The sequence below is a fragment of the Thalassospiraceae bacterium LMO-SO8 genome (assembly GCA_031655335.1).
Classification (GTDB): Bacteria; Pseudomonadota; Alphaproteobacteria; order Rhodospirillales; family Casp-alpha2; genus UBA1479.
In genome coordinates this window covers 599,369-624,031 of the sequence record CP134226.1, presented here as the reverse complement: position 1 = coordinate 624,031, position 24,663 = coordinate 599,369, and the positions used below count along the sequence as shown (strand labels likewise).

General features: G+C 63.8%; 22 protein-coding genes. 11 read left to right on the top strand and 11 right to left on the bottom strand.

Annotated features, from left to right (window positions below; all coding sequences use genetic code 11):
* Window positions 1-62: 62 nt before the first annotated feature.
* The 5 genes from RJ527_02980 to RJ527_02960 all read right to left on the bottom strand — a co-directional run bounded on the left by RJ527_02980 (window position 63) and on the right by RJ527_02960 (window position 6,812).
* Window positions 63-1,559 (bottom strand): PAS domain S-box protein, encoded by a 1,497-nt coding sequence (locus tag RJ527_02980; GenBank protein ID WND76713.1) that lies wholly within the window; start codon window positions 1,557-1,559, stop codon window positions 63-65.
* Window positions 1,560-1,662: 103 nt separating this feature from the next.
* Complete coding sequence (locus tag RJ527_02975; GenBank protein WND76712.1) at window positions 1,663-3,036, bottom strand: PAS domain-containing sensor histidine kinase; 1,374 nt, start codon at window positions 3,034-3,036, stop codon at window positions 1,663-1,665.
* A gap of 115 nt (window positions 3,037-3,151) precedes the next feature.
* Window positions 3,152-4,030 carry a hydroxymethylglutaryl-CoA lyase gene (locus RJ527_02970; protein ID WND76711.1) on the bottom strand — a complete coding sequence of 293 codons (879 nt, stop codon included), beginning with the start codon at window positions 4,028-4,030 and terminating at the stop codon, window positions 3,152-3,154.
* Between the two features lie 8 nt (window positions 4,031-4,038).
* Window positions 4,039-5,649 (bottom strand): carboxyl transferase domain-containing protein, encoded by a 1,611-nt coding sequence (locus RJ527_02965; protein WND76710.1) that lies wholly within the window; start codon window positions 5,647-5,649, stop codon window positions 4,039-4,041.
* Window positions 5,649-6,812 (bottom strand): isovaleryl-CoA dehydrogenase, encoded by a 1,164-nt coding sequence (locus RJ527_02960; protein WND76709.1) that lies wholly within the window; start codon window positions 6,810-6,812, stop codon window positions 5,649-5,651. The genes RJ527_02965 and RJ527_02960 overlap by 1 nt, the downstream gene beginning before the upstream one ends.
* A gap of 169 nt (window positions 6,813-6,981) precedes the next feature.
* Here RJ527_02960 and RJ527_02955 point away from each other — a divergent pair, with 169 nt between their 5' ends.
* Window positions 6,982-7,326, top strand: a complete 345-nt coding sequence (locus RJ527_02955) for a RidA family protein (GenBank protein ID WND76708.1) — start codon at window positions 6,982-6,984, stop codon at window positions 7,324-7,326.
* A 4-nt stretch (window positions 7,327-7,330) separates the two neighbouring features.
* On the opposite strand, the gene RJ527_02950 is transcribed toward RJ527_02955, so the two are convergent.
* On the bottom strand, window positions 7,331-7,537 hold the full coding sequence (locus RJ527_02950; protein WND76707.1) for a hypothetical protein: 207 nt from the start codon (window positions 7,535-7,537) through the stop codon (window positions 7,331-7,333).
* A 172-nt stretch (window positions 7,538-7,709) separates the two neighbouring features.
* Between RJ527_02950 and RJ527_02945 the strand changes: the two genes are divergently transcribed.
* A complete protein-coding gene (locus tag RJ527_02945) occupies window positions 7,710-8,414 on the top strand; it encodes a Crp/Fnr family transcriptional regulator (protein WND76706.1) in 705 nt (234 codons plus the stop codon).
* 19 nt (window positions 8,415-8,433) lie between these two features.
* On the opposite strand, the gene RJ527_02940 is transcribed toward RJ527_02945, so the two are convergent.
* Complete coding sequence (locus RJ527_02940) at window positions 8,434-9,540, bottom strand: isocitrate/isopropylmalate family dehydrogenase (GenBank protein WND76705.1); 1,107 nt, start codon at window positions 9,538-9,540, stop codon at window positions 8,434-8,436.
* A gap of 318 nt (window positions 9,541-9,858) precedes the next feature.
* Here RJ527_02940 and RJ527_02935 point away from each other — a divergent pair, with 318 nt between their 5' ends.
* Window positions 9,859-10,935: an ATP-grasp domain-containing protein gene (locus tag RJ527_02935; protein WND76704.1), complete on the top strand. Its 1,077-nt coding sequence runs from the start codon at window positions 9,859-9,861 to the stop codon at window positions 10,933-10,935.
* 22 nt (window positions 10,936-10,957) lie between these two features.
* On the opposite strand, the gene RJ527_02930 is transcribed toward RJ527_02935, so the two are convergent.
* Window positions 10,958-12,451: a M81 family metallopeptidase gene (locus RJ527_02930; protein ID WND76703.1), complete on the bottom strand. Its 1,494-nt coding sequence runs from the start codon at window positions 12,449-12,451 to the stop codon at window positions 10,958-10,960.
* A gap of 178 nt (window positions 12,452-12,629) precedes the next feature.
* Here RJ527_02930 and RJ527_02925 point away from each other — a divergent pair, with 178 nt between their 5' ends.
* Complete coding sequence (locus tag RJ527_02925) at window positions 12,630-12,839, top strand: hypothetical protein (protein ID WND76702.1); 210 nt, start codon at window positions 12,630-12,632, stop codon at window positions 12,837-12,839.
* Here RJ527_02925 and RJ527_02920 read toward each other — a convergent pair.
* Window positions 12,836-13,858: a methyltransferase dimerization domain-containing protein gene (locus tag RJ527_02920; GenBank protein WND76701.1), complete on the bottom strand. Its 1,023-nt coding sequence runs from the start codon at window positions 13,856-13,858 to the stop codon at window positions 12,836-12,838. The genes RJ527_02925 and RJ527_02920 overlap by 4 nt on opposite strands.
* A 237-nt stretch (window positions 13,859-14,095) precedes the next feature.
* On the opposite strand from RJ527_02920, the gene RJ527_02915 reads away from it, so the two are divergent.
* Window positions 14,096-14,548: a hypothetical protein gene (locus RJ527_02915; GenBank protein WND76700.1), complete on the top strand. Its 453-nt coding sequence runs from the start codon at window positions 14,096-14,098 to the stop codon at window positions 14,546-14,548.
* A gap of 301 nt (window positions 14,549-14,849) precedes the next feature.
* Complete coding sequence (locus RJ527_02910) at window positions 14,850-16,295, top strand: BCCT family transporter (protein WND76699.1); 1,446 nt, start codon at window positions 14,850-14,852, stop codon at window positions 16,293-16,295.
* 1 nt (window position 16,296) lies between these two features.
* Here RJ527_02910 and aepY read toward each other — a convergent pair whose 3' ends face one another.
* Window positions 16,297-17,475 carry a phosphonopyruvate decarboxylase gene (aepY, locus tag RJ527_02905; protein WND76698.1) on the bottom strand — a complete coding sequence of 393 codons (1,179 nt, stop codon included), beginning with the start codon at window positions 17,473-17,475 and terminating at the stop codon, window positions 16,297-16,299.
* A 185-nt stretch (window positions 17,476-17,660) separates the two neighbouring features.
* Window positions 17,661-19,337 carry a phosphoenolpyruvate mutase gene (gene aepX, locus RJ527_02900; GenBank protein ID WND76697.1) on the bottom strand — a complete coding sequence of 559 codons (1,677 nt, stop codon included), beginning with the start codon at window positions 19,335-19,337 and terminating at the stop codon, window positions 17,661-17,663.
* Window positions 19,338-19,411: 74 nt separating this feature from the next.
* Between aepX and RJ527_02895 the strand changes: the two genes are divergently transcribed.
* The 5 genes from RJ527_02895 (at window position 19,412) to urtD (ending at window position 24,656) form a co-directional block, all read left to right on the top strand.
* On the top strand, window positions 19,412-19,555 hold the full coding sequence (locus tag RJ527_02895) for a hypothetical protein (protein WND76696.1): 144 nt from the start codon (window positions 19,412-19,414) through the stop codon (window positions 19,553-19,555).
* A gap of 239 nt (window positions 19,556-19,794) precedes the next feature.
* Window positions 19,795-21,030, top strand: coding sequence for an urea ABC transporter substrate-binding protein (gene urtA / locus RJ527_02890; GenBank protein ID WND78007.1), 1,236 nt, complete (start codon window positions 19,795-19,797; stop codon window positions 21,028-21,030).
* Between the two features lie 119 nt (window positions 21,031-21,149).
* Window positions 21,150-22,769, top strand: a complete 1,620-nt coding sequence (gene urtB, locus RJ527_02885) for an urea ABC transporter permease subunit UrtB (protein WND76695.1) — start codon at window positions 21,150-21,152, stop codon at window positions 22,767-22,769.
* Window positions 22,769-23,905 carry an urea ABC transporter permease subunit UrtC gene (urtC, locus tag RJ527_02880; protein ID WND78006.1) on the top strand — a complete coding sequence of 379 codons (1,137 nt, stop codon included), beginning with the start codon at window positions 22,769-22,771 and terminating at the stop codon, window positions 23,903-23,905. Before urtB ends, urtC begins: the two co-directional genes overlap by 1 nt.
* Before the next feature lie 4 nt (window positions 23,906-23,909).
* Window positions 23,910-24,656 carry an urea ABC transporter ATP-binding protein UrtD gene (gene urtD, locus RJ527_02875; protein ID WND76694.1) on the top strand — a complete coding sequence of 249 codons (747 nt, stop codon included), beginning with the start codon at window positions 23,910-23,912 and terminating at the stop codon, window positions 24,654-24,656.
* Window positions 24,657-24,663 lie beyond the last annotated feature (7 nt).

The window sequence follows — 24,663 nt, the reverse complement described above, 5'->3', positions numbered from 1 at the left end:
GTTGGCCCAGCAGCCTAACGGTTAACGCCCGGACGTCAAGGACAGGGGGCGCGGCGGGCGGTTCAGGCCGAAACGGCGCGCAACGGCGGCTGATCGCCGCCGCCCGGATGCAGCGGAAACCGCGCGGTGACCAGGGTCCCTTCGCCCGGCGTGCTGTCGATGGTCAATGTGCCGTCATGGGCCTCGGTCAGGGATTTGACGATGGACAGGCCCAGCCCGGTGCCCGTCTGTGACAGGTGCGGGTTGGAATGGCTGCGGGTGAAGGGTTCGGTGACCGTCGCAAGCGCGCCTTCCGGAATGCCGACTCCCGTGTCCTCGACCATGAGTGACAGAGTGTCGCCGATCCGTGTCACGTTCACGGTGACGCGGCCGCCGGGATCGGTGAACTTGATGGCGTTGGACAGGAGGTTGAGGGTGATTTGCACCACCGCGCGGCGGTCGGCGGTCAACGCCGGGATATCCTGTGCGATGTCGGTCTCGACGGTGATGGCCTTGTCCTCGGCCATGGTGGCGAAGGTGCGCACGCAGTCCTCGATCACGACACGCAGATTGATCGGTTCCATGATCAGCAACCGCTTGCCCGCCTCGATGGTCGAGATATCCAGCACGTCGTTGACGAGCGCCAGCATCAGTTCGCCGGAATCGCGGATGTTGTCGGCATATCCCTTGTAGCGCTTGTCGCCGAGCGGCCCGAAGATCTCGTTGCCGAGAAGCTGGCTGAAACCGAGAATCGCGTTCAGCGGCGTGCGGAACTCGTGGCTCATGGTGGCCAGGAACTGGGATTTCGCGCGGTTGGCCTCGATCGCGCTTTCCGTCGCCTCGCGCAGTGATTGTTCGGCGGCCTTGCGCGCCGAGATGTCCTGGATGAACGAGACATAGTTGAGAACCTCGCCGTCGTCGCCGCGGATGACCGACGACGACACACTGCCCCAGACCGCATGCCCGTCCTTGTGCAGGTAGCGTTTCTCCATGGTGATGACCTCGACCTCGCCGTCGGCGAGACGCCGGCGCAGTTCCAGGCTGTGCAACAGGTCGTCGGGGTGGGTCAGGGCCTCGTAGGGGTTGTTCAGCAGTTCGGCCTGCGAGTATCCGACAAGGTTGCAGAAGGCGTCGTTGACGCGTTCGCGGGTCGATCCGTCGGCCGCGTGCAGGACCATGCCCACGGCGGCGTTGTCGAACACGCTGCGCAGCACCGCGTCCTTGCGGCGCAGTTCCTCGCCTTCGCGCAGTTCCCGAGGCAGCCAGTGGCGGATCAGCAGAACCAGAACCAACACGCCGGCGGCGATGTTCACGCCCTTGGGGAACAGCAATAACGATGGATCGCCTAGGACTTCGGCCCAGCTTGCCGGCAGCAGGCCCAATCGCGAATTGTGGAAGGCGCCGAAATAGACGTTTTCCAGCACCGTGCGGAAGGCGTCGATCGACAGGATGACCAGCAACACCGCGATGCCGCCGCCCACCAGCTTGGATTGACGCAGCTTGACCACATAAAGAATGAGGATGACCAGCCACAGAACGGTCACCACCCAATAAGATATAGGTGCGAAATACTCCAACATCAGGTGGTCCGGCTCGATTTCCCCCTAGACAAAGACTTCCACATTTGTCGGTTGAGTTGCAACCTTCGCGGCGGACTCGCGGATTTTTGAGACCGGATGGCGGTCATGTGCCGATTGCGCGGCTGGCTGGTAAACGGACGGTGACGGTCGTGCCGATGTCCGGGGTGCTGATCAGGGTCAGGCTGCCGCCGTGCAGTTCGACCAGCTGTTTGGAGACGGACAGGCCCAGGCCGGTGCCGATATGGCTGCGGTCCGACGATGTGCCGACCTGTCCGAAAGGCTCCAGAACCAGGGGAATGTCTTCGGCCGCGATACCGATGCCCGTGTCGGCGATGTCGATGGCGATACGGCCGTCATCCTCGACCCGTGCGGAGACATCCACCCGTCCGCCCGGACGGTTGAATTTCACGGCGTTCGACAACAGGTTCAGGACCACCTGCATGACATAGCGGGTGTCGGCGAACAGTCTTGGGGTCCCGGCTTCGCAGGCGCAGGTCAGGGTCAAGGCCTTGGCTTCGGCCTCGGTCTCGAGCATGTGGCAGGCCTGTTCAAGGGTTTCCGGCAGATAGATTTCGTCCTCGTTCAGGGTGATCTGGCCGGCTTCGATCTTGGACAGGTCCAACAGGTCGTTGATGAGTTGCAACAGGTGTTCGGCCGACCGCTGGATGTCGCGGGCGTATTCCACATGTTTGCCGGGGGGCAGCCTCAGGCCCTCGCCCAAGGACATGACCTGGGAAAACCCGATGATCGAATTCAGCGGCGTGCGCAGTTCGTGGCTCATGTTGGCGAGAAACTCGGACTTCGCGCGGTTGGCGCGCTCGGCGTCCATCAGGGCGTCGTTGATATGCCGTTCTGCGGCCTTCTGCTCCGTAATGTCCGTGGAAAAGGTGCCGATGCCGACGACCGTGCCGTCTTCCCCCATGACGGGAAACTTGGTGCACAGATGCACATGGTCGCCGTCCGTGTGGGGGATGACGTGTTCCTCGGTCACGTCCTGGCGGGTTTCGATGGCCCGGCGTTCCTGAGCCCGGAATTCCTGGGCAAGGCCGGTCGGAAACACGTTGCTGGCGTCCAGGCCTTCGGCCTTGGCGGGGTCCAGGCCCAACTGGTTGGTGTATTCCTTGTTCATCAAAAGGTAGCGGCCGTCGGCGTGCTTGAGCGCGACCAGCGCCGGCGCGTGGTCGATGAAGGCGCGCAAGGTGCCTTCGCTGCGGCGGTAGGCGTCTTCGGCCGCCTTCTGTTTCTTGAGAATCCAGCCGATGATCCCGGCCGGCACGAGCATGGCGACGGCGGCGAAGGCGGTGGCCGTCAGGACGTGTTCCCAGCGGTCGATCCGTTGCACATGCGGTGATCCTTGGGCGAGCGTCTCGGCGGCATCGCCTGCAACCCTGAATTCCCATAGGTACGCGAGCCCGAACACGGCGGCCAGGGTCGCACCGTACAACGCGATCAGTTGGCGGTTGTTCAACAGCGCCATCCATCAAGAGCGCCCGCGTTCTTCTGCGCGGGTCGGCGGTCCGTTTCGGACCATGTCATAAACCGCATATACCGGGATGCGGCCAAGGTCCAGCATATCCGTTTGCCGGGGAATTTCACCCGCGATTTGTCTCGCCCAGCGCCAGACCGGCGACGAAGGCCTCGGCGGCGGCCAGGCCGGCCCGGTCGATGCCGGTGGCATGGCCGGCGCGGTCCAGGAAATCGACCACGCGGCCCGTCGCCACGTTGCCCTTGGCCCCCGGCGCGTAGGGGCAGCCGCCCAGGCCGCCGACGGAGGAATCGAAGGTGCGCAGCCCCTTGTCCAGGCTGACCGCGATGTTGTCGAGCGCGCGGCCGCCCGTGTCGTGGAAATGGCCCGCCAGGTCGGCGGCGTCGGCGACATTCAGCACCGCGTCCAGCATGGCGGCGACGGCCTCGGGCGCCGCCTTGCCGATGCTGTCACCGAGGGAGACCTCATAACAGCCGAGGGCGAACAACGCCTCGGTCACGCGGGCGGCGGCCTCCGGCGGCACGGCGCCGGAATAGGGGCAGTCGGTGACGCAGGATACGTATCCCCGCACGGGAATGCCGTCGGCCCGGGCGGCTTCGGTCAGGGGCCGGAAGCGCGCCAGGCTTTCGTCGATCGAGCAGTTGATGTTCTTTTGGCTGAAGGCTTCCGAGGCGGCGGCGAACACGGCGACCTCGTCGACCTTGGCCGCGCGGGCTCCCTCGTATCCCTTCATGTTGGGGGTCAGGGCGGCGTAGGTCACCCCGGGCCTGCGGGTGATCGCGGCCATGACCTCGGCGGCGTCGGCCATCTGCGGCACCCATTTGGGCGACACGAAACTGGTCGCCTCGATCTTGGTGAAGCCGGCCTCGGCCAGAAGGTCGATCAGGCGTACCTTGTCGGCGGCCGGGATCAGGCGCTTCTCGTTTTGCAGGCCGTCGCGGGGCCCGACTTCGTAGATGGTGACGGCGTCGGCCATGGCGGTCATCCCTCTGCCTACATCCTGAAGATGCCGAAGCCACCCGGCGGGGTCGGGCGGTTGAGGGCGATTTTCAGGGAGTGGGCCAGCACCCGGCGGGTTTCCGCCGGAGTTATAATACCATCGTCCCATAGCCGCGCGGTGGCGTAGAGGGGATCGGCCTGTTCGTTGAACTGGGCGATGATGGGGGCCTTGAACGCCTTCTCGTCCTCCGCCGACCAGTCGCCGCCGTCGCGCTCGATACCGTCGCGCTTGACTGTCGCCAACACGCCCGCCGCCTGTTCGCCGCCCATCACGGCGATGCGCGAATTGGGCCAGGTCCACAGGAAGCGGGGCGAATAGGCGCGCCCGCACATGCCGTAGTTGCCGCCGCCATAGCTTGCGCCGATGAACAGCGTCACCTTGGGCACCCGCGCCGTGGCCACGGCGGTGACCATCTTGGCGCCGTCCTTGGTGATGCCTTCGGCCTCGAACTGGCGGCCGACGATGAAGCCGGAAATATTTTGCAGGAACACCAGGGGGATGCCCCGCTGGTCGCACAGTTCGATGAAATGGGTCGCCTTCAGGGCCGAGGCGGAAAACAGAATGCCGTTGTTGGCGACGATGCCCACGGGCACGCCGTCGATATGCGCGAAGGCGCAGACCACGGTTTCGCCGTACAGGCGCTTGAATTCGTCGAACCGCGATCCGTCGACGATCCGCGCGATGACCTCGCGCACGTTGTAGGGCAGGCGCGGATCGGCCGGGATGATGCCGTTGATGTCTTCGGGGTCGTAGGCCGGGTCTTCCGGCGCGGCCAGGGTCACGCCGTGGGTGGCGGGGGCGCGGTTGAGGTGCGACACGGCGGCGCGGGCGATCTCCAACGCATGGCCGTCGTTTTCGGCGTAATGATCGGCGACGCCCGACTTGCGGCAATGAACATCGGCGCCGCCCAGGTCTTCCGCCGTCACTTCCTCGCCCGTCGCGGCCTTCACCAACGGCGGGCCGCCCAGGAAGATCGTGCCCTGGCCCTTGACGATGACGCTTTCGTCGCACATGGCGGGAACGTAAGCGCCGCCCGCCGTGCAGGATCCCATGACCACGGCGATCTGCGGGATGTTGGCCGCCGACATGTTGGCCTGGTTGAAGAAGATGCGCCCGAAATGGTCGCGGTCGGGGAACACCTGATCCTGATTGGGCAGGTTGGCGCCGCCGGAATCGACCAGATAGACACAGGGCAGGCCGTTCTCCATGGCGATTTCCTGGGCCCGGAGGTGCTTCTTCACGGTGATGGGGTAGTACGTTCCACCCTTCACCGTGGCGTCGTTGCACACGATCATGCAGTCCGTGCCCGACACGCGGCCGATCCCGGCGATCATGCCGGCCCCCGGCACGCCGCCGTCGTACATGTTCCAGGCCGCGAGCTGGCCGACCTCGAGGAACGGGCTGCCCGGGTCGAGCAGTCCCTTCACCCGGTCGCGGGGCAGCAGTTTGCCGCGCGAAAGGTGGCGGTCGCGGGCCTGATCGCTGCCGCCTTTTTCGACGGTCGCGCGGGCGTCCTTCAGCGCGCCGACCAAGCCGTCCATGCGGTCCTTGTTCTTCTTGAACGCCGGGGTGTTGGTGGCGATCTGGGATTCGAACTTGGGCATTACGCCGTCTCCTGGAACAGTTCGCGGCCGATCAGCATGCGGCGGATTTCCGACGTGCCGGCGCCGATTTCGTACAGCTTGGCGTCGCGCAGCAGCCGCCCCGTGGGGCTTTCGTTGATGTATCCCATGCCGCCCAGGGCCTGCACGGCCTGCAACGCCACCTGGGTCGCCTTCTCGGCGGCATACAGGATGCATCCGGCGGCGTCCTTGCGCGTGGTGCGGCCCCGGTCGGCGGCCTGGGCCACGGCATAGACATAGGCGCGGGACGCGTTCATGTCCGTGTACATGTCGGCCAGCTTGCCCTGCATCAGCTGGAACTCGCCGATCGCCTGGCCGAACTGTTTTCGGTCGTGGACATAGGGCACGACGATATCCAGGCAGGCCTGCATGATGCCGACGGGCCCGGCGGCCAGCACCAGGCGCTCGTAATCAAGCCCCGACATCAGCACCTTCACGCCCGCATCGACCTCGCCCAGCACGTTTTCCGCCGGGATCTCGCAATCTTCGAACACCAACTCGCAGGTGTCGGAGCCGCGCATGCCCAGCTTGTCGAGCTTCTGCGCGGTCGAAAACCCGACCATGCCTTTCTCCACCAGGAAGGCGGTGATGCCCTTGCTGCCTGCGTCCGGCTGGGTCTTGGCGTAGACCACCAGCACGTCCGCCTGGGGGCCGTTGGTGATCCACATCTTGTTGCCGTTCAGGATGTAGCGGTCGTTGCGCCGCTCGGCCTTCAGCTTCATGCCGACCACGTCGGACCCGGCCCCGGGCTCGCTCATGGCCAGCGCCCCCAGATGTTCGCCGGTGATCAGCTTGGGCAGATAGCGCGCCTTTTGCTCGGGCGTGCCGTTGCGGTTGATCTGGTTGACGCAGAGGTTGGAATGGGCGCCGTAGGACAACGCCACCGAGGCCGAGGCGCGGGAGATTTCTTCCATCGCCACGCAATGGGCGAGATAGCCCATGGCGGCCCCGCCGTGATCCGCGTCCGCCGTAATGCCGAGCAGGCCCAGCTTGCCCATCTCCGGCCACAGGTCGCGGGGGAATTCGTTGGTTTCGTCGATCTCGGCGGCGCGCGGCGCGATGCGGTCCTGCGCAAAGCGGAAAACCGTGTCGCGCAGGGCCTCGACCTCGTTGCCGAGCGCGAAGGTCATCCCGGTGGTGAACATTCCGATGTCTCCCAAGAACCTGGGCGCGATTATCCCGGTCCCGGGGGCGGGGCACAAGGGCTGCGGGTTGACGTAAGGGAAGGGGGTTCATGGCAATTTCCATTGCCCCGGGGCGTCTCACGCTCCAAGAATGGGGGATAAAAACAAACCACCGCAGGAGACATCCCACATGACCATCGAACATTTGAACTCGGGCGAAATTCTCAGCCAGGGCACGGCGACGGACACCACCGTCTATCTGTGCGGACTGACGGGCGGCGACACGTCGAAGGACGTGGCCGGCCAGACCCGCGACGTGCTGGCCAAGATCGACGCCTGCCTGGCCCATTACGGCACGGACAAATCCAAGCTGCTCACGGCCGTGATTTATCTGGACGACCTGCGCCGCAAGCCGGCCATGAATGAGGTGTGGAAGGAATGGTTGGGCGATCTCAACCGTCCGGCCCGCGCCTGCGTCGGCGCGCAGCTTGAAATGGGCACTCAGGTCGAGATCATGGTGACGGCGGCGCGCTGACCGCCTAGTGCAGGCGCCCGCCCCGCGCGGGGGCGCTTTGCGCGGCGATGGCGGCGGCGACCTGACGCCAGGTTTCCGCGCCGTCGCTGTCGCCCTCCGCGTCCAGTTCGCGCATGCGGCGGTTCGCCTCCGTCAGGGCGGCCTCGCCGTAGCGCAGGATGAACCGGCGCACGGTTTCTTCGAAGTTTGCGGTACGGGCCCTGTTGGGCATCTCTCCGGTTCCCCCAGAACAGGCGTCCACACCTGACAGGTGGACCCGGCAAGGTTATCTCGCCGCCCGGGACGGAGTGTTGATCCAGATCAATTGCTGAGATTAGAATATGAGCGACACTTCCACCACGGAATGTCGGCATCGGCCCGATGCCAAACCTTGGGGAGTTATCATGGAAAAGCCGTGCGCCAATTGCGCCCACCGTCAGGCTGCCGAATGGTCGGTCCTGAAGGGGGCGAGCGTCACCGATATGGATTGCGCCCGCCGCCCGCGGAATTTTCTGGCCGGTGAAGCCATCTATCACGAAGGCGACGCGGCGACCGGCGTGTATTGCGTGTCGTCGGGCCTGATCGGCATCCGCAAGGTCGACGCGGACGGTGAATCGGTGCTGCTGCGTCTGGTCCGCCCCGGCGAAACCTTCGGCTACCGTTCTCTTTTGACCGGCATGCCCCACAGCGTCGGCGCGGAAGCCTTGAAGGAAACCCGCATCTGCTTTGTCCCGGCGCCCGCGATGCACCGCATGACGGCGGAAAATCCGGCGTTGGTCATGGCCTTCTTCCACCATCTGGCCAGGGACATGGCCGAGGCGGAAACCAAGGTTCTGGAAACCGTCACGGCGTCCTGCCGGGTGCGCTTCCTGCGTCTTCTGGTCGCGCTGGGCGGCGATGCCGACCGCGACGCCGGATGCGAGGTGCATCTGGAACTGCCCGTGTCGCGCCAGGACATCGCGTCCCTGATCGGGGTGCGCTCGGAAACCATGTCGCGGATTATCCGCGCCATCGAGGACGAGGGCCTGGCCCATTTCAAGGGACGTCACGTGGACATTCCCGATTGCCGCCGCCTCGCCGACGAAAGCCTGGGCGGGCTCGCCGCCTGAGCCCGGTTCGAGCCCCGCGTTAGTCCCCGGAAATCAGGTCGATCACCTCGCGGGTGACGGCCTGCGTGCCCATGTCGCCGCCGAATTCCATGGGGCGCAGGCGGTTCGCCTCGAACCCCCGTTGCACGGCGTCCTCGATCACCGTGGCCGCGTCGGCGAGGCCGGCATGGCCGCCCTGCCTGTCCGACAGGTAGTCCAGCATCAGCGCCGCCGACAGGATGGCGGCCAGCGGATTGGCCTTGTCCTGGCCCATGATGTCGGGGGCCGATCCGTGGGCCGGCTGGAACAGGGCGTGTTCGTCGCCGACCTCGGCGCAGGACGCCATGCCCATGCCGCCGACCAACCCGCCCGCCAGGTCCGACAGGATGTCGCCGAACATGTTTTCCATGACCAGAACGTCGAAATCCCAGGGCCGGCGGATCAGATCGAGCGCCTGGGCGTCGACGTAGTTGTAGGACGCGGGGATGTCCGGAAAGGCGGCCTTGCGTTCGTCGAAGATCTTGCGGAAGAAGGCCATGGAGCGGAACACGTTGGCCTTGTCGACGCAGGTGACCATGCCTTTACCGCCCTTGGCCTTGCGCTTTTCGGCCAAGCGAAAGGCGAAATCGAACAGCTTTTCCGAGGTCTGCCGGGTGATGCGCAGGATGTCCTGAACCTCGCTGTCGTTGGCCACGGTCTCGCGCTTGTTGGCGGCGGCGGAATAGAACAGGCCTTCCGTCGATTCCCTGAGGATGATCAGGTCGATGGCGTCGGCGCGGGGGTCGGCCAGGCGCCGGGGCGCGTTGGGATAGGCCTTCACGGGGCGCACGCCGGCATACAACTGAAACCGTTCGCGAAGCCGCAGATGAGGGGAGATTTCCGTGCCGTCCGCGTGGCGCACGGCGGGCAGGCCGATGGCGCCCAACAGGATCGCGTCGGCCTCGGCCGAGGCATCTTCGTGCCCCGGCGCCATGTCCTGTCCCGTTTCCTTGAAGTAGCCGGCGCCGGCCACAAGGTCGTTACAGACGAGTTGGAAGCCGCCCGTGCGCCCGCGCGCCGCCTCGATCACGGCCAGGGCCGCGTCCGTCACGTCGACGCCGATGCCGTCGCCGCGGATCACGGCGATGGTGCATTTGGTTTCATTCATCTTGGTGTTTCCTTCGGTCTTTCCTTGGCCGTATCGCAAAGCCATGCGCAGCGCAACCGCCGATCGCACCGCCCGGGACGATAAATCAGGAAGTTGGGTTAGCGCATTATTCGCTTTAAATATAAATGCAAGTAAAAAGTATTGAGTAAATATTGCGTATATAAATATTTATTATTCTGATAAATTTATTTGGCTGAGTGTAGAAAAAATCTGCGCGGGCGCGTTCACCACCATTGTCAGCCGGCAATTTGAGAAACTGGAACCAGTGCGTGTTTCCAAACGCTTTGTGCATGAAAAATATAAGGAGAAGTTTTGAATATGGAGACGGCCCCGCTTTTGACCGCGCCCGAGGGAACACAAACCTATGGTGAGCCCATTTATCTGAAAGCGCAGGCTTTGAGAGACGTGGATTTTTCGTCTGGGAAAATCCAAAAGACGATTGAGATTGTTACAGTTCCCAAGCCGGCGGACGTCACGCAAAACCAAAAGAACGTTGGCATCGTTCTGGATGGAAAAATTATTCAGGGGATTTTATCGGATTACTATCAATCGGTTAGAATAACGGAAATCAACTCACATGATGATTTGGAACGGTTGGTTTCAAGAAACCCGGACCTGGTTTTTTCAGGCGTAAAGTATTTTGATTTTTTCGGTAAAACGCTATGGCTGAACGACTATCTGGATACGTTCGGCATTCCCTATATCGCATCGGGCAGAAAAGCGCTGGATCGTGAATCGGATAAAAGCCGCGCCAAATGCATTGTGCAGGAAGCGGGCATCGCCACGGCGCTGCATTTCACCACGCTTCCCGGAGAACACCCAACCGCCGAGTCAATCCCGATCGCGTTCCCCTTGTTCGTTAAGCCGATTACAGGCGGCGATAGCCGGGGCGTGGACGCCAATTCCGTCGTGAGTTGTTTCACCGATTTCGCGGAAAAAGTATCTGAGATCCACAGGGTCCAAAATGCGCGTTCTTTGGCGGAAAGCTATTTGTCCGGAAAAGAATACAGCGTTGGAATTCTAGAGGACGCCGCGACCGGAATCCTTACGGCGATGCCCATTGAAATCATTGTTGAGGAAAACGAGAACGGAAATCGAATTCTTGATTATGAAATCAAGAAGAACGACGGGGAGAAGGTTCTCGCGGTTTCAGACCCCGGGGTTCATGAGCAGCTTTCCGAACTGGCGAAAGCGGCATTCAGGGCGTTAGGCGGGAAATCGTTCGGCCGCATCGATATCATGATGAATCATGATCAGGTCCCCCACTTCGTCGAGGCAAACCTCATGCCGGGCCTTCGCAAGGGATACTTTTACAGAGCCTGTTCGCTCAATCTCGACTTGAGCTATGAGCAGATGATTTTAAGGATCGCAGACAACGGCTTGTCGCGCGGATAGATCGGCACGCGTAGGGGCCGCCCTATGACATCGGATCATTCAAATTATCCAACGGATAGATCGGTCGCCGCACGTTCTTGAAATTCAGCTTCGAATAGTCGGAGCCGCAGACGCCGGTGCCGGCGCATTCGATGACCTGTTTCGCGAGCTTGCCGAACCCGGCGCGGTAGTGAATGCGGCTTTTCAGCATCAGGAAGGTCTTTTCCTCGGGGGCGATGCCCAGGGACGTGAAGCAGGCCGTGTCGTTGGGTTCCTGCTGGCGCGAGATCACGCAGATCTGCACGCGGCCGGTGTCGAGCACGCCGCTTGGTCCCATGTCCATGGTTACGCCGCGGTTGGCGGGGCCCTTGTTCTTGTAGATGCCGTCGGTCAACACCTTGACCCGCCCGGTGACGGTCAGCGGCTTGCCCGTCTCGCCGATGGCGGGCATGTCGACCTTGCCGCCGAGGTCCAGGGTGATCTCCGCGCCGATGCCGGCCTGGGTCATCTTCTGGACCGCGTCGGGATCGCAGATCGCGAAGGCGGCGACATCGTCCAGCCCGGCGTCCAGGATCGCCGCCAGAACGGTCATGGTGTCCTGCGTGCCGCCGGAGGCTGCGTTGTCGTAATGGTCCAGCAAAACGACCGGGCCGTCGCCCTTTTTGATTTCCGTCGCGCGGGCGATGGAGCTTTCCAGGGGTTCGATCTCGTAGACGAAGGCCTTGCGCTCGTTCCAGGCGAAATCGAGAAGCTCGTCCCGGAATTTCTCGGCGAGCGCCCGGTCGCCGTCGGTCACCACCACGGCGGAGACACCGGCATTGTAGATATCCGCATGGGGAAAGCCCGTGAACAGGGAGGCGGTCAAGGCGCCTTCCCGCTCCATGCGCCGGGTCATTTCCTGCAAGTCCTTGTTGGGGAAATTGTCCGAGCCCTGGCGCATGACATGGGGCAGCATGGGCCGGTTGCCCCAGGCGATCGTCGGCCGGGCCTCGCCCCGCAACATGGCGTAGACGGGCCGCCCGGCGCGCCGCGCGGTTTCGTAGTGGTCGATGTGGGGATAGGTCTGATAGCCCGCGAGGCAGGTCACGTTTTCCGCCAGGTCGGGATAGAGGTTGGTGTGCATGTCGAGCGCCACGGCGATGGGCAGGTCGGGGGCGACGGCGCGGATCTGTTGGATCAGGCTGCCCTCGCCGTCCTCGCGGCTGTCCGTCACCATGGCGCCGTGCAGGTCGAGGAACAGGGCGTCGCAGCCGGCCCTGACCGCGTCCACGATGCGCGTCGCCATGTAGTCGAAGGCGGCGTCGGCCACGGGGCCCGACGGTGCGGCGTTGGCGGCGATAGGGATGACGATCTCGGCCCCGGCCTCTTCCGCCAGGTCGATGAAGCCGCCCGTGCCGCTGCCGGTGCCTTTGAAGGCTTTGTAGGCGGCATCCCCTTCGTAAGGCAGGGGGATGGCGCGGGCGAACCGTTCGATCGGCGTCGGCACCGGCGAAAAGGTGTTGGTTTCGTGCTTCATCATGGCGATGACGACGCGCATGGCGGTTCCTCCCGGCGGGCTGGATGACAAGAATTCCTGCGAAAGATTAACCGGGGATGCGCTCTGCGGCCAGTTTCGCCGGTTATCGGCTTTCACAAGGTTTTACGAATGGACGTGCGGCCATTCCCGGCCTGCGTGGTAAAATCAGGCTCTGGGAGCGATGCAAGGAGACCGATGCATGAGTTGGATCCTTATTACCCTTACGATCGTTGCCGGGGCGCTCGACGCGAAAATCCATTCGGTTCATGGCACGATGATCGGCTGTTTCGAGGAACGGGAACTGGTGATCGCCCATGTCGATCAGGCGGTCTGCGTCAGAGACAAGAACGCGCAGCGCACGGGGCCCGTCCGCGGCAAGGACGGGGCCGGCGGACGGTCGGCCAGTTAGGCGGGTTTCGTTCCGACCACCAGCCGCGTCAGGCCGGGGACCATTTCGTGTTCCTCGATGTCCTGGAACCCGGCGTCCTTCATCTGCGCCTTGAGCCAGCCCGGGGTGACCGAGCGGGCATCGGGCGTGAAGGCCATGTGCTGTAACTGCCACAGGGCGGCCATGGGCGGTCCCTGGCGGTCGTTGTCGACCATGAAGTCGTGGACCATGAAGCGTCCGCCGGGGGCCAGGCTGGCGAAGGCGTCGGACACCATGCGCGGCAGTTCGCCGCCGGGAATGCCGGAAAACAGATAGGACATGAGGATCGCGTCCTGTTCCGTCGGCCAGGCGATCTGCAACGCGTTGCCGGGGATGTAGCGCACCCGGTCGACCATCCCCGCCTCGGTGATGAAGCGCCAGCCCAGTTCGGACACGTTGGGAAAATCGATGATGGTCGAGGTCATTTCCGGATTGGCCTCTAGCAGCCGGATGGTCATGGCGCCCGTGCCGCCGGCCACGTCGAGCAGCGTCTTGGCGCCGGAAAGATCGACCAGCCGCGCCAACGTCTTGCCGGGGCCGAGAGAGCCCGCATGCTGGGCCTCGGAATAGATCGCGGCCTGCTTGGGGTCGGCCATCCAATGCTGATAGCTGTCGACCGCGTCCGGGTCGAGGGAGCCGTCCATGACCTCGTTCAGCTGCTGCAAAAACGGATACATCTGGCGGTCGATCTGATAGCGCAGGTAGTCGCCGAAATCGTACTTGGCGCCGCGCGCAAGGAAGGCCTCGGCCCCCGGCGAATTGGCATAGATCTCGTCGTCGGATCGGTCGACCAGGCCGACGCTGGTCAGCGCGGTCATCAGGGTGGTGATGCGGTTGGCGGGAATGCCGGTTTCCTTGGAAATCTCGGCCGAGGTTTTCGCCCCGTCCGCCAGCACCGTGAACACGTCAACGTGTAGCGCCGCGAACAGCGCCTTCGAGGCCATGAATCCGAAGGCAAGTTGCGATACGTCCTCAGCCGTTTCCACCAGGCGTCCATCCATGGGGTGCCGTCTCCAGTCCTGATTTTCCGTTGATCGTATGCGGCGACCCTAGCATGCGTTTCCACAATGTCCAAAACCGGCGCCCGGCGGGGTTCGGGCGCGGGCGATCTTTCACGTATAATGGTTGTAGATTTAGGTCTATGCTCCCTCAAAGGCGTTGAGGCCATCCGGTGCGCGCGCCTTAACTATCGCCCAGATATCGACGAAGGCAGTCCAGAGTGTGCGGGAAGGGCTTCGATGAATTTTACCAAGGGCCTGATGCTGACATGCGGTGCCACCGGCGCGATCCTCGCGGCCGTGGCCATGACAGGCTTGAGTTATGATCTCAAGGGCGCGGGGCCGACGGGCCAGGAGGCACGGTTGACGCCCCATATCGTCACCCTGTCGCCGATCCCGCTTATACTGGGGGCGCCCGACGATGTGGTGCTGGTGTCCTTGAGCCTGACCGTGCCCGGCGCCGCCGAACGGGCGGTCGTTTGTGCGCGGGCGAAAACGGTTCAGTCCGCCGCGGCGCGTTTGATCAGGGAAAGGGTCAGGGCGTCCAGCCCCACCGGAACGACCATCCCGTCGGACCTGGACCGCACCCTGCACGCCACCATCGCCGACATCGTCGGCGACAAGCAGATCGAGCGGGTCGCGGTGATCGTGACTCCCGCCGGCGCGACGCCGCCCGGCGCCAGTTGCTCCTAGCAATACGTACAATTCCATAAAATCGTCATTTTGTTCCACGCGATCCCGCCGTGGGCGGGGCCGGACGCCGTTTTTTTTAAGAATGCCTGCCCAGGGGTTCACGGCGGCGGGGGTAATTCGTTAATATGCATATCAGATAGAAAGTATGAGATGGACAACAGGGAAAGTATTTGTGGAAGATATTTACGACACTGAATACGAAACAGGTCAGGATAATATTCAGAAATTTGGTATGGACATTCACCATCCTGTATTCTGGATCTCAGCAATTTTTGTTCTTTTATTTGTTATTGGTACGTTGATGGCGCCGGGCCCGGCGAAAATATTATTCGACGGCGCCAAATCATGGTCCATCGATCATTTCGACTGGCTGTTCATGGCCGGGGCCAATGTGTTTGTCCTGTTCTGTGTGGCGCTGATTTTCCTGCCCGTGGGGAACATCCGCCTGGGCGGGCCCGACGCGACGCCGGAATTTTCCGTGATGTCCTGGTTCTCCATGCTGTTCGCCGCGGGCATGGGGATCGGGCTGATGTTCTGGTCCGTGGCGGAACCCACGGCCTATTACACGAACTGGTTCGGCACGCCCCTGGGGGTGGAGCCCCGCACCCCCGGCGGCGCCGATGCGGCGCTCAGCGCGACCATGTTTCATTGGGGGCTTCATCCGTGGGCGATCTATGCGGTGGTCGGGCTGTCGTTGGCGTTCTTCACCTACAACAAGGGTTTGCCGCTGACGATCCGCTCCGGCTTCTATCCGTTGATCCAGGATCGCGCCTGGGGCTGGTTCGGCCATGGGATCGACACGGTCGCCGTGTTGGCGACCCTGTTCGGTCTGGCCACGTCGCTGGGCTTTGGCGCCCAGCAGGCGGCGAGCGGCCTTCATTTCCTGTTCGACATTCCCAACACCATCAACGTGCAGATCGCCATCATCTGCGGCGTCACCGCCGTCGCCGTGTTTTCCGTGGTGCGCGGCCTCGACGGCGGGGTGAAGGTTCTGTCCCAGATCAACATGGTCATGGCGGCGCTGCTTTTGGCCTTCGTGTTCGTGGTCGGGCCGACGGGCGATCTCGTGTCCAATGTCCTGGAGACCGGCAAAAGCTACATCACCACCATCGTGCCGCTCAGTAACTGGATCGGGCGCGAGGACGAGAAATTCTTCCACGGCTGGACCGTGTTCTACTGGGCCTGGTGGATTTCCTGGTCGCCCTTCGTCGGCATGTTCATCGCCCGGGTGTCGCGCGGCCGCACCGTGCGTCAGTTCATCGTCGCCGTGCTGCTGGTGCCGACCCTGGTGACGCTGGTGTGGATGGCCGTGTTCGGCGGCTCCGCCCTGTATCAGGTCGAGGCCGACATGGGCGGGCTGGCAGATGGCCTTGAAGACGTGTCGCTGGCCATGTTCCAGATGCTCGAAAACCTGCCGTTGGCCTCGGTCACGTCCTTCGTCGCCATCTGTCTGGTGCTGGTGTTCTTTGTCACCTCGTCGGATTCCGGCTCGCTGGTGATCGACAGCATCACCGCCGGCGGCAAGCTTGATGCCCCCGTGGTTCAGCGTATTTTCTGGGCGGTGATCGAAGGCGTGGTCGCGGGGGCTCTGCTGTTCGGCGGCGGGGCGGATGCGCTCGGCGCGCTGCAGGCGGCGGCGATCTGCGTCGGACTGCCGTTCACGGTGATCCTGCTGGCGATGTGCCTGAGCCTCTATCTGGGCCTCCGCCATGAACTGGCGGGCGAACGGGCGGCGGCGGTGGGCTGAATTAGCCCCCTGTCTTGCGGTAAGGGGTCAGGAAATCGCGGAACCGGCGCGCGACCTCGGGCGGGGTCACGGTCGGGCGGCCCAGCTCCTTCATGGAACCGGGCGCGATCTTCATGTGGATCAGGTGCGGGCCGGGGGTCTTGAGGGCTTCCGTGACGGCCTGCTTGAGGCCGTCCAGGCTGTCGGTCTCCCAGCCGGCGGCATAGCCGCAGGCCTGCGCGACGCGGGCGAAGCGCACGGCGGGGGCCGTGGTCGGCTGGCCGCCCGTGGAATCGTAGGTCCCGTTGTCGAACACCATATGGATCAGGTTGGTGGGCGCCATGGCCCCGATGGTCGCCATGGACCCCAGCTTCATCAGGGCGGCCCCGTCGCCGTCGAACACGACGATGGGCGAGGTGACGTTGAGCGCCGCCCCCAGCCCCATGCCGGCGGCCCCGCCCATGGAGCCGACCTGGTACAGGTGCTGCTTGCGGTCCTCGATGGTGAACAGCTCGCGCCCGCACTTGCCCGTGGTGGCGATGATGCCGGCGTCCTCGGGCAGAACCTCCAGCACGGCTTCCATCGACCGCATGCGTCCCGGCAGGTCTGCGCCGGTGAACAGGTCGGTCACCGGGCCCAGGTCGGGGGCGGGCAGGGACGTGGCGTCCAGGCCGTCGTCCCTCACGCTGCCCTTCTCCATGATGAAGGCGAAGGGCAGGTTTTCGGCGTCCATGTAGCTCAGGGCCACTTTCAGGGCGGGTTCGACCGTCGCCGCCTCGGTCGGGAAGGGCAGGTGCGGGATGCGGATGACGTCGAGCAGGTCCGGCGTGATCTCGCCCATGACCTCGTGCTGGGGTTCGTCCTTCAACCCCGGGGCCCCCCGCCAGGTGGTGACCACCAGGGACGGGATGCGGAACGGATGGTTGAGCGACGTCAGCGGATTGACCGCGTTGCCCAATCCTGAGTTCTGGAACATCACCACCGTGCCGCGCCCGGCCAGCCAGGCGCCCGACGCGATGGCCACGGCCTCGCCCTCGCTTGCCGCCGGCACGTAGTCGAGCCGCACGTTGGCCCCGCCGCCCGCCCCGGCGCCGCCGACCACCTTGTTGATCAGCGGCGTCAGGAACGAGCAGGGCACGCCCGTGAAGAAGTCGAAGCCCCGCGCGCGCAGCGGGGTCAGGAAGTCGTCGGCGTCGATCATGGCGGGCTCCGGGGTAAAGGGCAGAAACCAGTTCCCTCTCCCTTAAGGGAGAGGGCAACGAGGCTCAAGCCCGTTAGGGCTTGAGCCGCAGTGGGTGAGGGGGATTTTCGGCCGAACCACCCCCTCACCCCGGCCCTCTCCCCCGGGGCGGGGGAGAGGGAGGGTGGGAGATTGACGTGGATTTTTTACAGGAACAGCTTCGCCTGATTCAGGTCGGCCGCGTGGTCGATGTCCATCCATTGTCCGGCCACGTAGGCGACGGAAACCTCGTGCCCCTTGGCGACCAGGCGGGAAAACAGCGCGGGCAGGCCCGCCTTGGTCAGGCCCTCGGCCAGCATGGCGTCGATTTCCGCGCGGACGATCTCGGCGCCCTTTTCCGTGACACGGGCAAGGCCGACCCATTCGCCGGAGATGCGGTCCTCGGCGATATCCGGGCCCATGGCGGTCAGGGTCACCGGCGCGTCCTCGTCCATGAAGTCGGCGCCGAAGGGCAGGGAGCATTCGGCGAAGTCGCGCACCCAGACCGTTTCGGCGTCGTCGCCCTGGTGTTCGTCGCCGCGCGCGCGCCACTGGCCGTCGACCACGACGACGATGTCGCCCGCCGTTTCCATCAGCTTGTCGAGGAGATGATGGCGGAACAGGATGTCGCCGTAGGCGATGACGCAGTCGCCCTGGATCGCGTCCTTGGCGCAGGCCAGGCTGCCGACCTCGCCGGTCTTTTCATAGAAGTCGTTGTCCACGGTGGCGATGCCCGGCAGGTTGATCATCTGCTTGGCGTAGCCGCGCACGACCGTGATGTCGCGCACGCCCGACTGCTTCAGGGTGTCGGTCAGGCGCGCCAAGAGGGGACGGCCGCGCACGTCGATCATGCATTTCGGCCGGTCGGCGGTCAGTTCGCCCAGGGCCTGGCCGCGCGACGCGGCGAGGATCACCGCCCCCGGCGCCTTCTTGGCCGGAAGGTAGCGGCCTTCGGCCTGACGCAATTCGTCGTTGCCCTGCAGCTGGAAGATTTCCGACACGGTCGTGATGTGCGGCTCGATCCCGGCCAGGCTTTCCTCGCGCAGGATGCGGGCCGTGGTCTCGCGCATGGCGGTGATCGACGCGCGAAGATTGTGGTTGGCCCAGATCGCCAGCGATACCCCCGCCTTGCGGAAGTCGTCGGTCGGCGTGGCGTAATACTTGGTCGGCACGATCACGACGGGCACGCGGTTGTCCCATTGGCGCATGAATTCCATGACCTCGTCGGCGGTCGCCAGCTTGGAATGGCACAGCACGGCGTCGGCCCCGGCCTCGGCATAGGCATGGGCGCGGTCGAGCGCCTCGTTCAGGCCGCGCCCGGCGATGAACGCTTCCAGCCGCGCGACGATGGAGAAGTCGGGGTCGGTCTGCGAGTCCTTGCCCGCCTTGATCTTGCCCGCGAACTCGGCCATGTCGGCCAGCGGCTGGCCCTCGCCGATGAAGGAATTGGTCTTGGGGAATAGCTTGTCCTCGATACAGATGCCGGCAATGCCGCGCTGGCAGAACTTGGTCACCGCGCGGCGCATGTTGTTGAAGTTGCCCCAGCCCGTGTCGCCGTCGACCAGGATCGGGATCGACGTGGCGTCGGACATGAATTCCAGGACTTCCAGGACCTGGGTCCAGGACGCTTCGTTGTTGTCGCGCACGCCCAAGGCCGCGGACATGGACAGGCCGGACGCCCAGATGCCCTTGAACCCGGCTTCCTCGACGATCTTCGCCGACAGGCCGTTGTGGGCCTCCATGATGAATTCCAGCTCGGGCGAGGTCAGCATGCGGCGCAGCTTGCCGGCCTTCGTCAGGGTTTCGGAATGGGTGGAGCGGGCGTCGCGGTTGAGCGTGTTCATGATGTCTCCGATGGGATGGGGCCGGATCGGCGGTGGGGGTCGGCGGGTTATAGCGCAGACAATAGGGTGAATCTATGACAGGTATCGATAGGTTCGATATAGACGCGCCTTATACCCCGCGCCAGATCAATTTGTCATTTGCCGATTGGGCGTCCGGCGGTGGGGCAACCGGCGGCTTCGCCACCGCACACTTGTATGGTTATATTTTGGGCAAATAAGCTAATTTGCATAATTTTTAACCTGAAGCTGCGGCGCATTCGCAAGACGGCATTGGTTAAATGTGTTTTTAATGCATTGAAAAATAACGAATATTTTTATTCGTCCCAGGGCTGTGCAAATTGGCACGGCCCTTGCCATTACCTTGCCGCAACGCAGCAACAATTCCTTATTTGGAGGCGATATAATGAAAACGTATTTCCGGGGGGCAGTGGCGGGCATCGCCCTGGCCGCGGCCGCGATGACGGGCACCGTCGCGCAGGCCGCCGACACCATCAAAGTCGGCATTCTCCATTCTCTGTCCGGCACCATGGCGATCAGCGAAACCACGCTGAAGGACGTCATGCTGATGCTGATCGAGGAGCAGAACAAGAAAGGCGGCCTTTTGGGCAAGAAGCTCGAAGCCGTCGTCGTCGATCCCGCGTCCAACTGGCCGCTGTTCGCCGAAAAGGCGCGCGAGCTGATCGAGGTCAAGAAGGTCGACGTGGTGTTCGGCTGCTGGACCTCCGTGTCGCGCAAATCCGTTTTGCCGGTGTTCGAGGAACTGAATTCGGTCCTGTTCTATCCGGTCCAGTACGAAGGCGAGGAAAGCCAGAAGAACGTGTTCTACACGGGTGCGGCGCCGAACCAGCAGGCGATCCCCGCCGTCGATTATCTGGCCAAGCAGGAAGGCGTGAAGCGCTGGGTCCTGGCCGGGACCGACTATGTCTATCCGCGCACCACGAACAAGATTCTTGAGACCTATCTCAAGGACAAGGGCGTGCCCGCCGAAGACATCATGATCAACTACACGCCGTTCGGTCATTCCGACTGGCAGACGATCGTCGCCGACATCAAGAAGTTCGGTTCCGCCGGCAAGAAGACCGCCGTCGTCTCGACCATCAACGGCGACGCCAACGTGCCGTTCTACAAGGAACTGGCCAACCAGGGCATCAAGGCCGAAGACATTCCGGTCGTCGCGTTCTCGGTCGGCGAAGAGGAACTGGCCGGTCTCGACACGGCACCCCTGGTCGGCCACCTGGCCGCCTGGAACTACTTCATGTCGGCCAACACGCCGGAAAACGCCGCGTTCATCAAGAAGTGGAAGACCTTCATCAAGAACGACAAGCGCGTGACCAACGACCCCATGGAAGCCCATTACATCGGCTTCAACATGTGGGTGAAGGCGGTCGAGATCGCCGGCACGACCAAGCCGGACGCCGTGATCGACAGCATCGTCGGCGTCACCGTGCCGAACCTGACCGGCGGCTACTCGGCCATGATGCCGAACCACCACATCACCAAGCCGGTGCTGATCGGCGAGATTCAGGCCAACGGCCAGTTCGAAACCGTGTCCTCGACGCCGGGCCTAGTGCCGGGCGATGCCTGGTCCGACTTCCTGCCGGGCTCCAAGGACCTGATCTCCGATTGGCGCAAGCCCATGGCCTGCGGCAACTTCAACGTCAAGACCGGCAAGTGCAGCGGCAAGGGGTCCTGAGTTAGGGCCCGGTCACAGCCGTGACAGGTACAGACCACACGGGCGGGCGGGGCAAGCGCCCCGCCCCCCACACCACTAACAAATTCCGCAACCACCATCCTGGCAACGGCGGCAGGTTCATGGCGCGATCCATTCATTCATTATTGCTTTTCCTGGCCCTCGCCTGGCTGATCCCCACGGGGCCGGCCCAGGCGGACGACACGGCCCTCCAGGCGCAGATCGATGCGCTGGGCACGGGCGGGTTCTCCGAAACGGCCAAGCAGATTCAGGCCCTCGCGGCATCGGGCGACGACCGCGTCGTTCCCGCCCTGCAGGCCCTTCTGGCGGGCGACCTTTACGTCCGGCCCGCCGACAAAAAGGTTTTCATCACCAAAAAGACCGACGGCGGCTTCGCCCTGGTCGATCCCCTGTCCGGCAAGGACGCCGGCACATCCGACAGTTTTTCGGTCAAGAAGATCCGCGTGAACAACCGGCTGCGGCGCGAGCTCAAGGCGGCGCTGGGCGGGCTGACGCTGCTGTCCAAGGTCCCGGCCGTGCGCCTGAAGGCGGCGGCGGCGGTGTTCAAGTCTCAAGACCCGGACATGCTGGCACCCCTCGAGGCCGCGATCCTCAAGGAAACCGAGGATAAGGTGAGGAGGGCATTGCAGGGCGCCCGCGCCGCCGTGCAGCTGAAATCCGACGTACCCGATGCGGACAAGATCGCGGCCCTCAAGCTGATCGAGGAACGCGGTGACCGCGACGCCCTGTCCGTCGCCCTGGCCGCCGCCGCGCAATCGGAGGGTGCGGTGAAGGCCGCCGCCGAGGCGACGGCCAAATCGATCCGCCAGACCCTGGAACTCTGGGGCGCCGCGCAGAACGTATGGTACGGGCTGTCGCTGGGCTCGGTCCTGCTGCTCGCCGCCATCGGCCTCGCCATCACCTTCGGCGTCATGGGGGTCATCAACATGGCCCACGGCGAGATGGTGATGATCGGCGCCTACGTGACCTTCATGGTGCAGGAAGTGATCCGCACCTCGATGCCGGAATTGTTCGCGTATTCGCTCCTCATTTCCGTGCCGCTGGCTTTCCTGGTCGCCGGCGCCATCGGCATGGCGGTGGAACGCTGCATCATCCGCTTCCTCTACGGCCGCCCGCTGGAAACTCTGCTCGCGACCTGGGGGCTCTCCCTGGTTCTGCAACAGGCCGTGCGCACCATCTTCGGGCCGTCCAACCGCGAGGTCGGCACGCCCGACTACATGGCGGGCGCCTTCGAGGTCGGCCATCTGACCATCACCTACAACCGGCTGTGGATCATCGTGTTCTCCCTGGTCGTGCTGTTCGCCCTGATGGCGGTGTTGAAGAAAACGCCCCTCGGCTTGCAGATGCGCGCCGTGACCCAGAACCGCCGCATGGCCGGTGCCATGGGCATCCGCACCAACTGGGTCGATGCCGTGACCTTCGGGCTCGGCTCCGGCATCGCCGGGATCGCCGGGGTGGCGCTTTCGCAGATCGACAACGTCAGCCCCAACCTGGGCCAAAGCTACATCATCGACAGCTTCATGGTCGTGGTGTTCGGCGGGGTCGGCAACCTGTGGGGCACCCTGGTGGGCGCCATGACGCTCGGTGTCGCCAATAAGTTCCTTGAACCCTATGCGGGGGCGGTGCTGGGCAAGGTCCTGGTCCTGGTGTTCATCATCCTGTTCATCCAGAAACGTCCACGGGGGCTGTTCGCCCTCAAGGGCCGGGCGATCGAGCAATGATGACCCTCAAGCTTATTCAGGGCGGCTTCGACCGCCGCGCGGTGATCTTCCTGGGGCTTCTGTTCCTGATCGTCCTCGCCGTCTCGATCCTCAGCCTGGGGACCGCGGCCGACAGCCCGCTTCACGTGTCGTCCTATACGGTGGCGCTACTCGGCAAATACCTGTGCTACGCCCTGCTCGCCCTCTCGGTCGATCTCGTCTGGGGTTTCTGCGGCGTGCTGTCGCTTGGCCATGCGGCGTTCTTCGCCCTCGGCGGCTACGCCATGGGCATGTACCTGATGCGCCAGATCGGCACGCGCGGCGTCTACGGCGATCCGATCCTGCCCGACTTCATGGTGTTCCTGAACTGGAAGGAACTGCCCTGGTTCTGGTACGGCTTCGACCAGTTCTGGTTCGCCGCCCTGATGGTCGTCGCGGTGCCCGGGGTGCTTGCCTTCGTGTTCGGCTGGTTCGCCTTCCGCTCGCGGGTCACGGGGGTCTATCTCTCGATCATCACCCAGGCCCTGACCTTCGCCCTGATGCTCGCCTTCTTCCGCAACGACATGGGCTTTGGCGGTAACAACGGCCTGACCGACTTCAAGGAAATCCTGGGCTTCGACGTGCAGGCGGACTCGACCCGCGTCGGCCTGTTGCTGGCCTCGGCGGTGGCTCTGGCGCTCGGCTTCATCATCTGTAAGGCGCTGGTCAATTCCAAGTTCGGCAAGGTGCTGATCGCCGTGCGCGACGCGGAAAGCCGGACCCGTTTCCTGGGCTACCGGCCCGAGAACTACAAATTGCTGGTCTGGACGCTATCGGCCTGCATGGCGGGTGTCGCGGGGGCCTTGTACGTGCCCCAGGTCGGCATCATCAACCCGTCGGAATTCACCCCCGCCAACTCGATCGAGGTTGTGATCTGGGTCGCCGTCGGCGGCCGGGGCACCCTGGTCGGGGCGACCGTGGGGGCGATCATCGTCAACTTCGGCAAGACCCTGTTCACGGGCATTCTGCCGGAATTCTGGCTGTTCGCGCTGGGCGGGCTGTTCATCGCCGTGACCCTGTTCCTGCCCAAGGGCATCGTCGGCACCTATGACGACTGGAAGGCCAAGCGCCGTGCGTCCAAGGACGCCGCCGCACCCCAGCCGCAAGAAGGAGATTGAGCGCATGTCCTCCAAAAGCTCGATCCTCTATCTGGAAAACGTCAACGTCTCGTTCGACGGCTTCCGCGCGCTCCGTGACCTGTCGCTGACCGTGAAGCCGGGGGAAATGCGCGCCATCATCGGCCCCAACGGGGCGGGCAAGACCACGATGATGGACGTCATCACCGGCAAGACGAAGCCCGACAACGGCCGCGTCCTGTTCGACGAGACCGTGAACCTGACCCGCATGGACGAGGCGGAGATCGCCTCTCTCGGCATCGGGCGCAAGTTCCAGAAACCGACCGTGTTCGAAAACCACACGGTGTGGGACAACCTGGTGCTGGCGCTCAAATCCGGGCGGCGGGCCTGGGACACCCTGTTCCACGCCACCGGCGCCAAGGACAGGAAGGAGATCGAGGACATCCTTGAGATCATCCGCCTGACCCGCGTGAAGGATGAGGTCTCGGCCAACCTGTCCCACGGCCAGAAACAGTGGCTGGAAATCGGCATGCTGCTGGCCCAGGACCCCAAGCTGCTGTTGGTGGACGAGCCGGTCGCCGGCATGACCGACGCGGAAACGGAAGAAACGGCCCGCCTGTTGCGTGACATCGCCCAGCGCCATTCCGTGGTCGTGGTCGAACACGACATGGCCTTCGTGCGCGACCTGGACGTGCAGGTCACGGTGCTGCACGAAGGATCGGCCATCGCCGAGGGCACCCTGGATTACGTCAGCGCCGACGAGCGCGTCATCGAAGTCTATCTGGGACGCTAGGGAGAGG

Coding starts and splice junctions, on each gene's coding strand:
- RJ527_02925 (WND76702.1), top strand. CDS start 12,630: ATGAGTTGGATCCTTATTACCCTTACGATCGTTGCCGGGGCGCTCGAC.
- urtB (WND76695.1), top strand. CDS start 21,150: ATGGCGCGATCCATTCATTCATTATTGCTTTTCCTGGCCCTCGCCTGG.
- RJ527_02930 (WND76703.1), bottom strand. CDS start 12,451: ATGCGCGTCGTCATCGCCATGATGAAGCACGAAACCAACACCTTTTCG.
- aepX (WND76697.1), bottom strand. CDS start 19,337: ATGAACACGCTCAACCGCGACGCCCGCTCCACCCATTCCGAAACCCTG.
- RJ527_02895 (WND76696.1), top strand. CDS start 19,412: ATGACAGGTATCGATAGGTTCGATATAGACGCGCCTTATACCCCGCGC.
- urtD (WND76694.1), top strand. CDS start 23,910: ATGTCCTCCAAAAGCTCGATCCTCTATCTGGAAAACGTCAACGTCTCG.
- RJ527_02965 (WND76710.1), bottom strand. CDS start 5,649: ATGCCCAAGTTCGAATCCCAGATCGCCACCAACACCCCGGCGTTCAAG.
- RJ527_02975 (WND76712.1), bottom strand. CDS start 3,036: ATGGCGCTGTTGAACAACCGCCAACTGATCGCGTTGTACGGTGCGACC.
- RJ527_02980 (WND76713.1), bottom strand. CDS start 1,559: ATGTTGGAGTATTTCGCACCTATATCTTATTGGGTGGTGACCGTTCTG.
- RJ527_02920 (WND76701.1), bottom strand. CDS start 13,858: ATGGATGGACGCCTGGTGGAAACGGCTGAGGACGTATCGCAACTTGCC.
- RJ527_02910 (WND76699.1), top strand. CDS start 14,850: ATGGCGCCGGGCCCGGCGAAAATATTATTCGACGGCGCCAAATCATGG.
- RJ527_02945 (WND76706.1), top strand. CDS start 7,710: ATGGAAAAGCCGTGCGCCAATTGCGCCCACCGTCAGGCTGCCGAATGG.
- RJ527_02940 (WND76705.1), bottom strand. CDS start 9,540: ATGAATGAAACCAAATGCACCATCGCCGTGATCCGCGGCGACGGCATC.
- RJ527_02915 (WND76700.1), top strand. CDS start 14,096: ATGAATTTTACCAAGGGCCTGATGCTGACATGCGGTGCCACCGGCGCG.
- urtC (WND78006.1), top strand. CDS start 22,769: ATGACCCTCAAGCTTATTCAGGGCGGCTTCGACCGCCGCGCGGTGATC.
- urtA (WND78007.1), top strand. CDS start 19,795: ATGACGGGCACCGTCGCGCAGGCCGCCGACACCATCAAAGTCGGCATT.
- aepY (WND76698.1), bottom strand. CDS start 17,475: ATGATCGACGCCGACGACTTCCTGACCCCGCTGCGCGCGCGGGGCTTC.
- RJ527_02935 (WND76704.1), top strand. CDS start 9,859: ATGGAGACGGCCCCGCTTTTGACCGCGCCCGAGGGAACACAAACCTAT.
- RJ527_02955 (WND76708.1), top strand. CDS start 6,982: ATGACCATCGAACATTTGAACTCGGGCGAAATTCTCAGCCAGGGCACG.
- RJ527_02970 (WND76711.1), bottom strand. CDS start 4,030: ATGACCGCCATGGCCGACGCCGTCACCATCTACGAAGTCGGGCCCCGC.
- RJ527_02960 (WND76709.1), bottom strand. CDS start 6,812: ATGTTCACCACCGGGATGACCTTCGCGCTCGGCAACGAGGTCGAGGCC.
- RJ527_02950 (WND76707.1), bottom strand. CDS start 7,537: ATGCCCAACAGGGCCCGTACCGCAAACTTCGAAGAAACCGTGCGCCGG.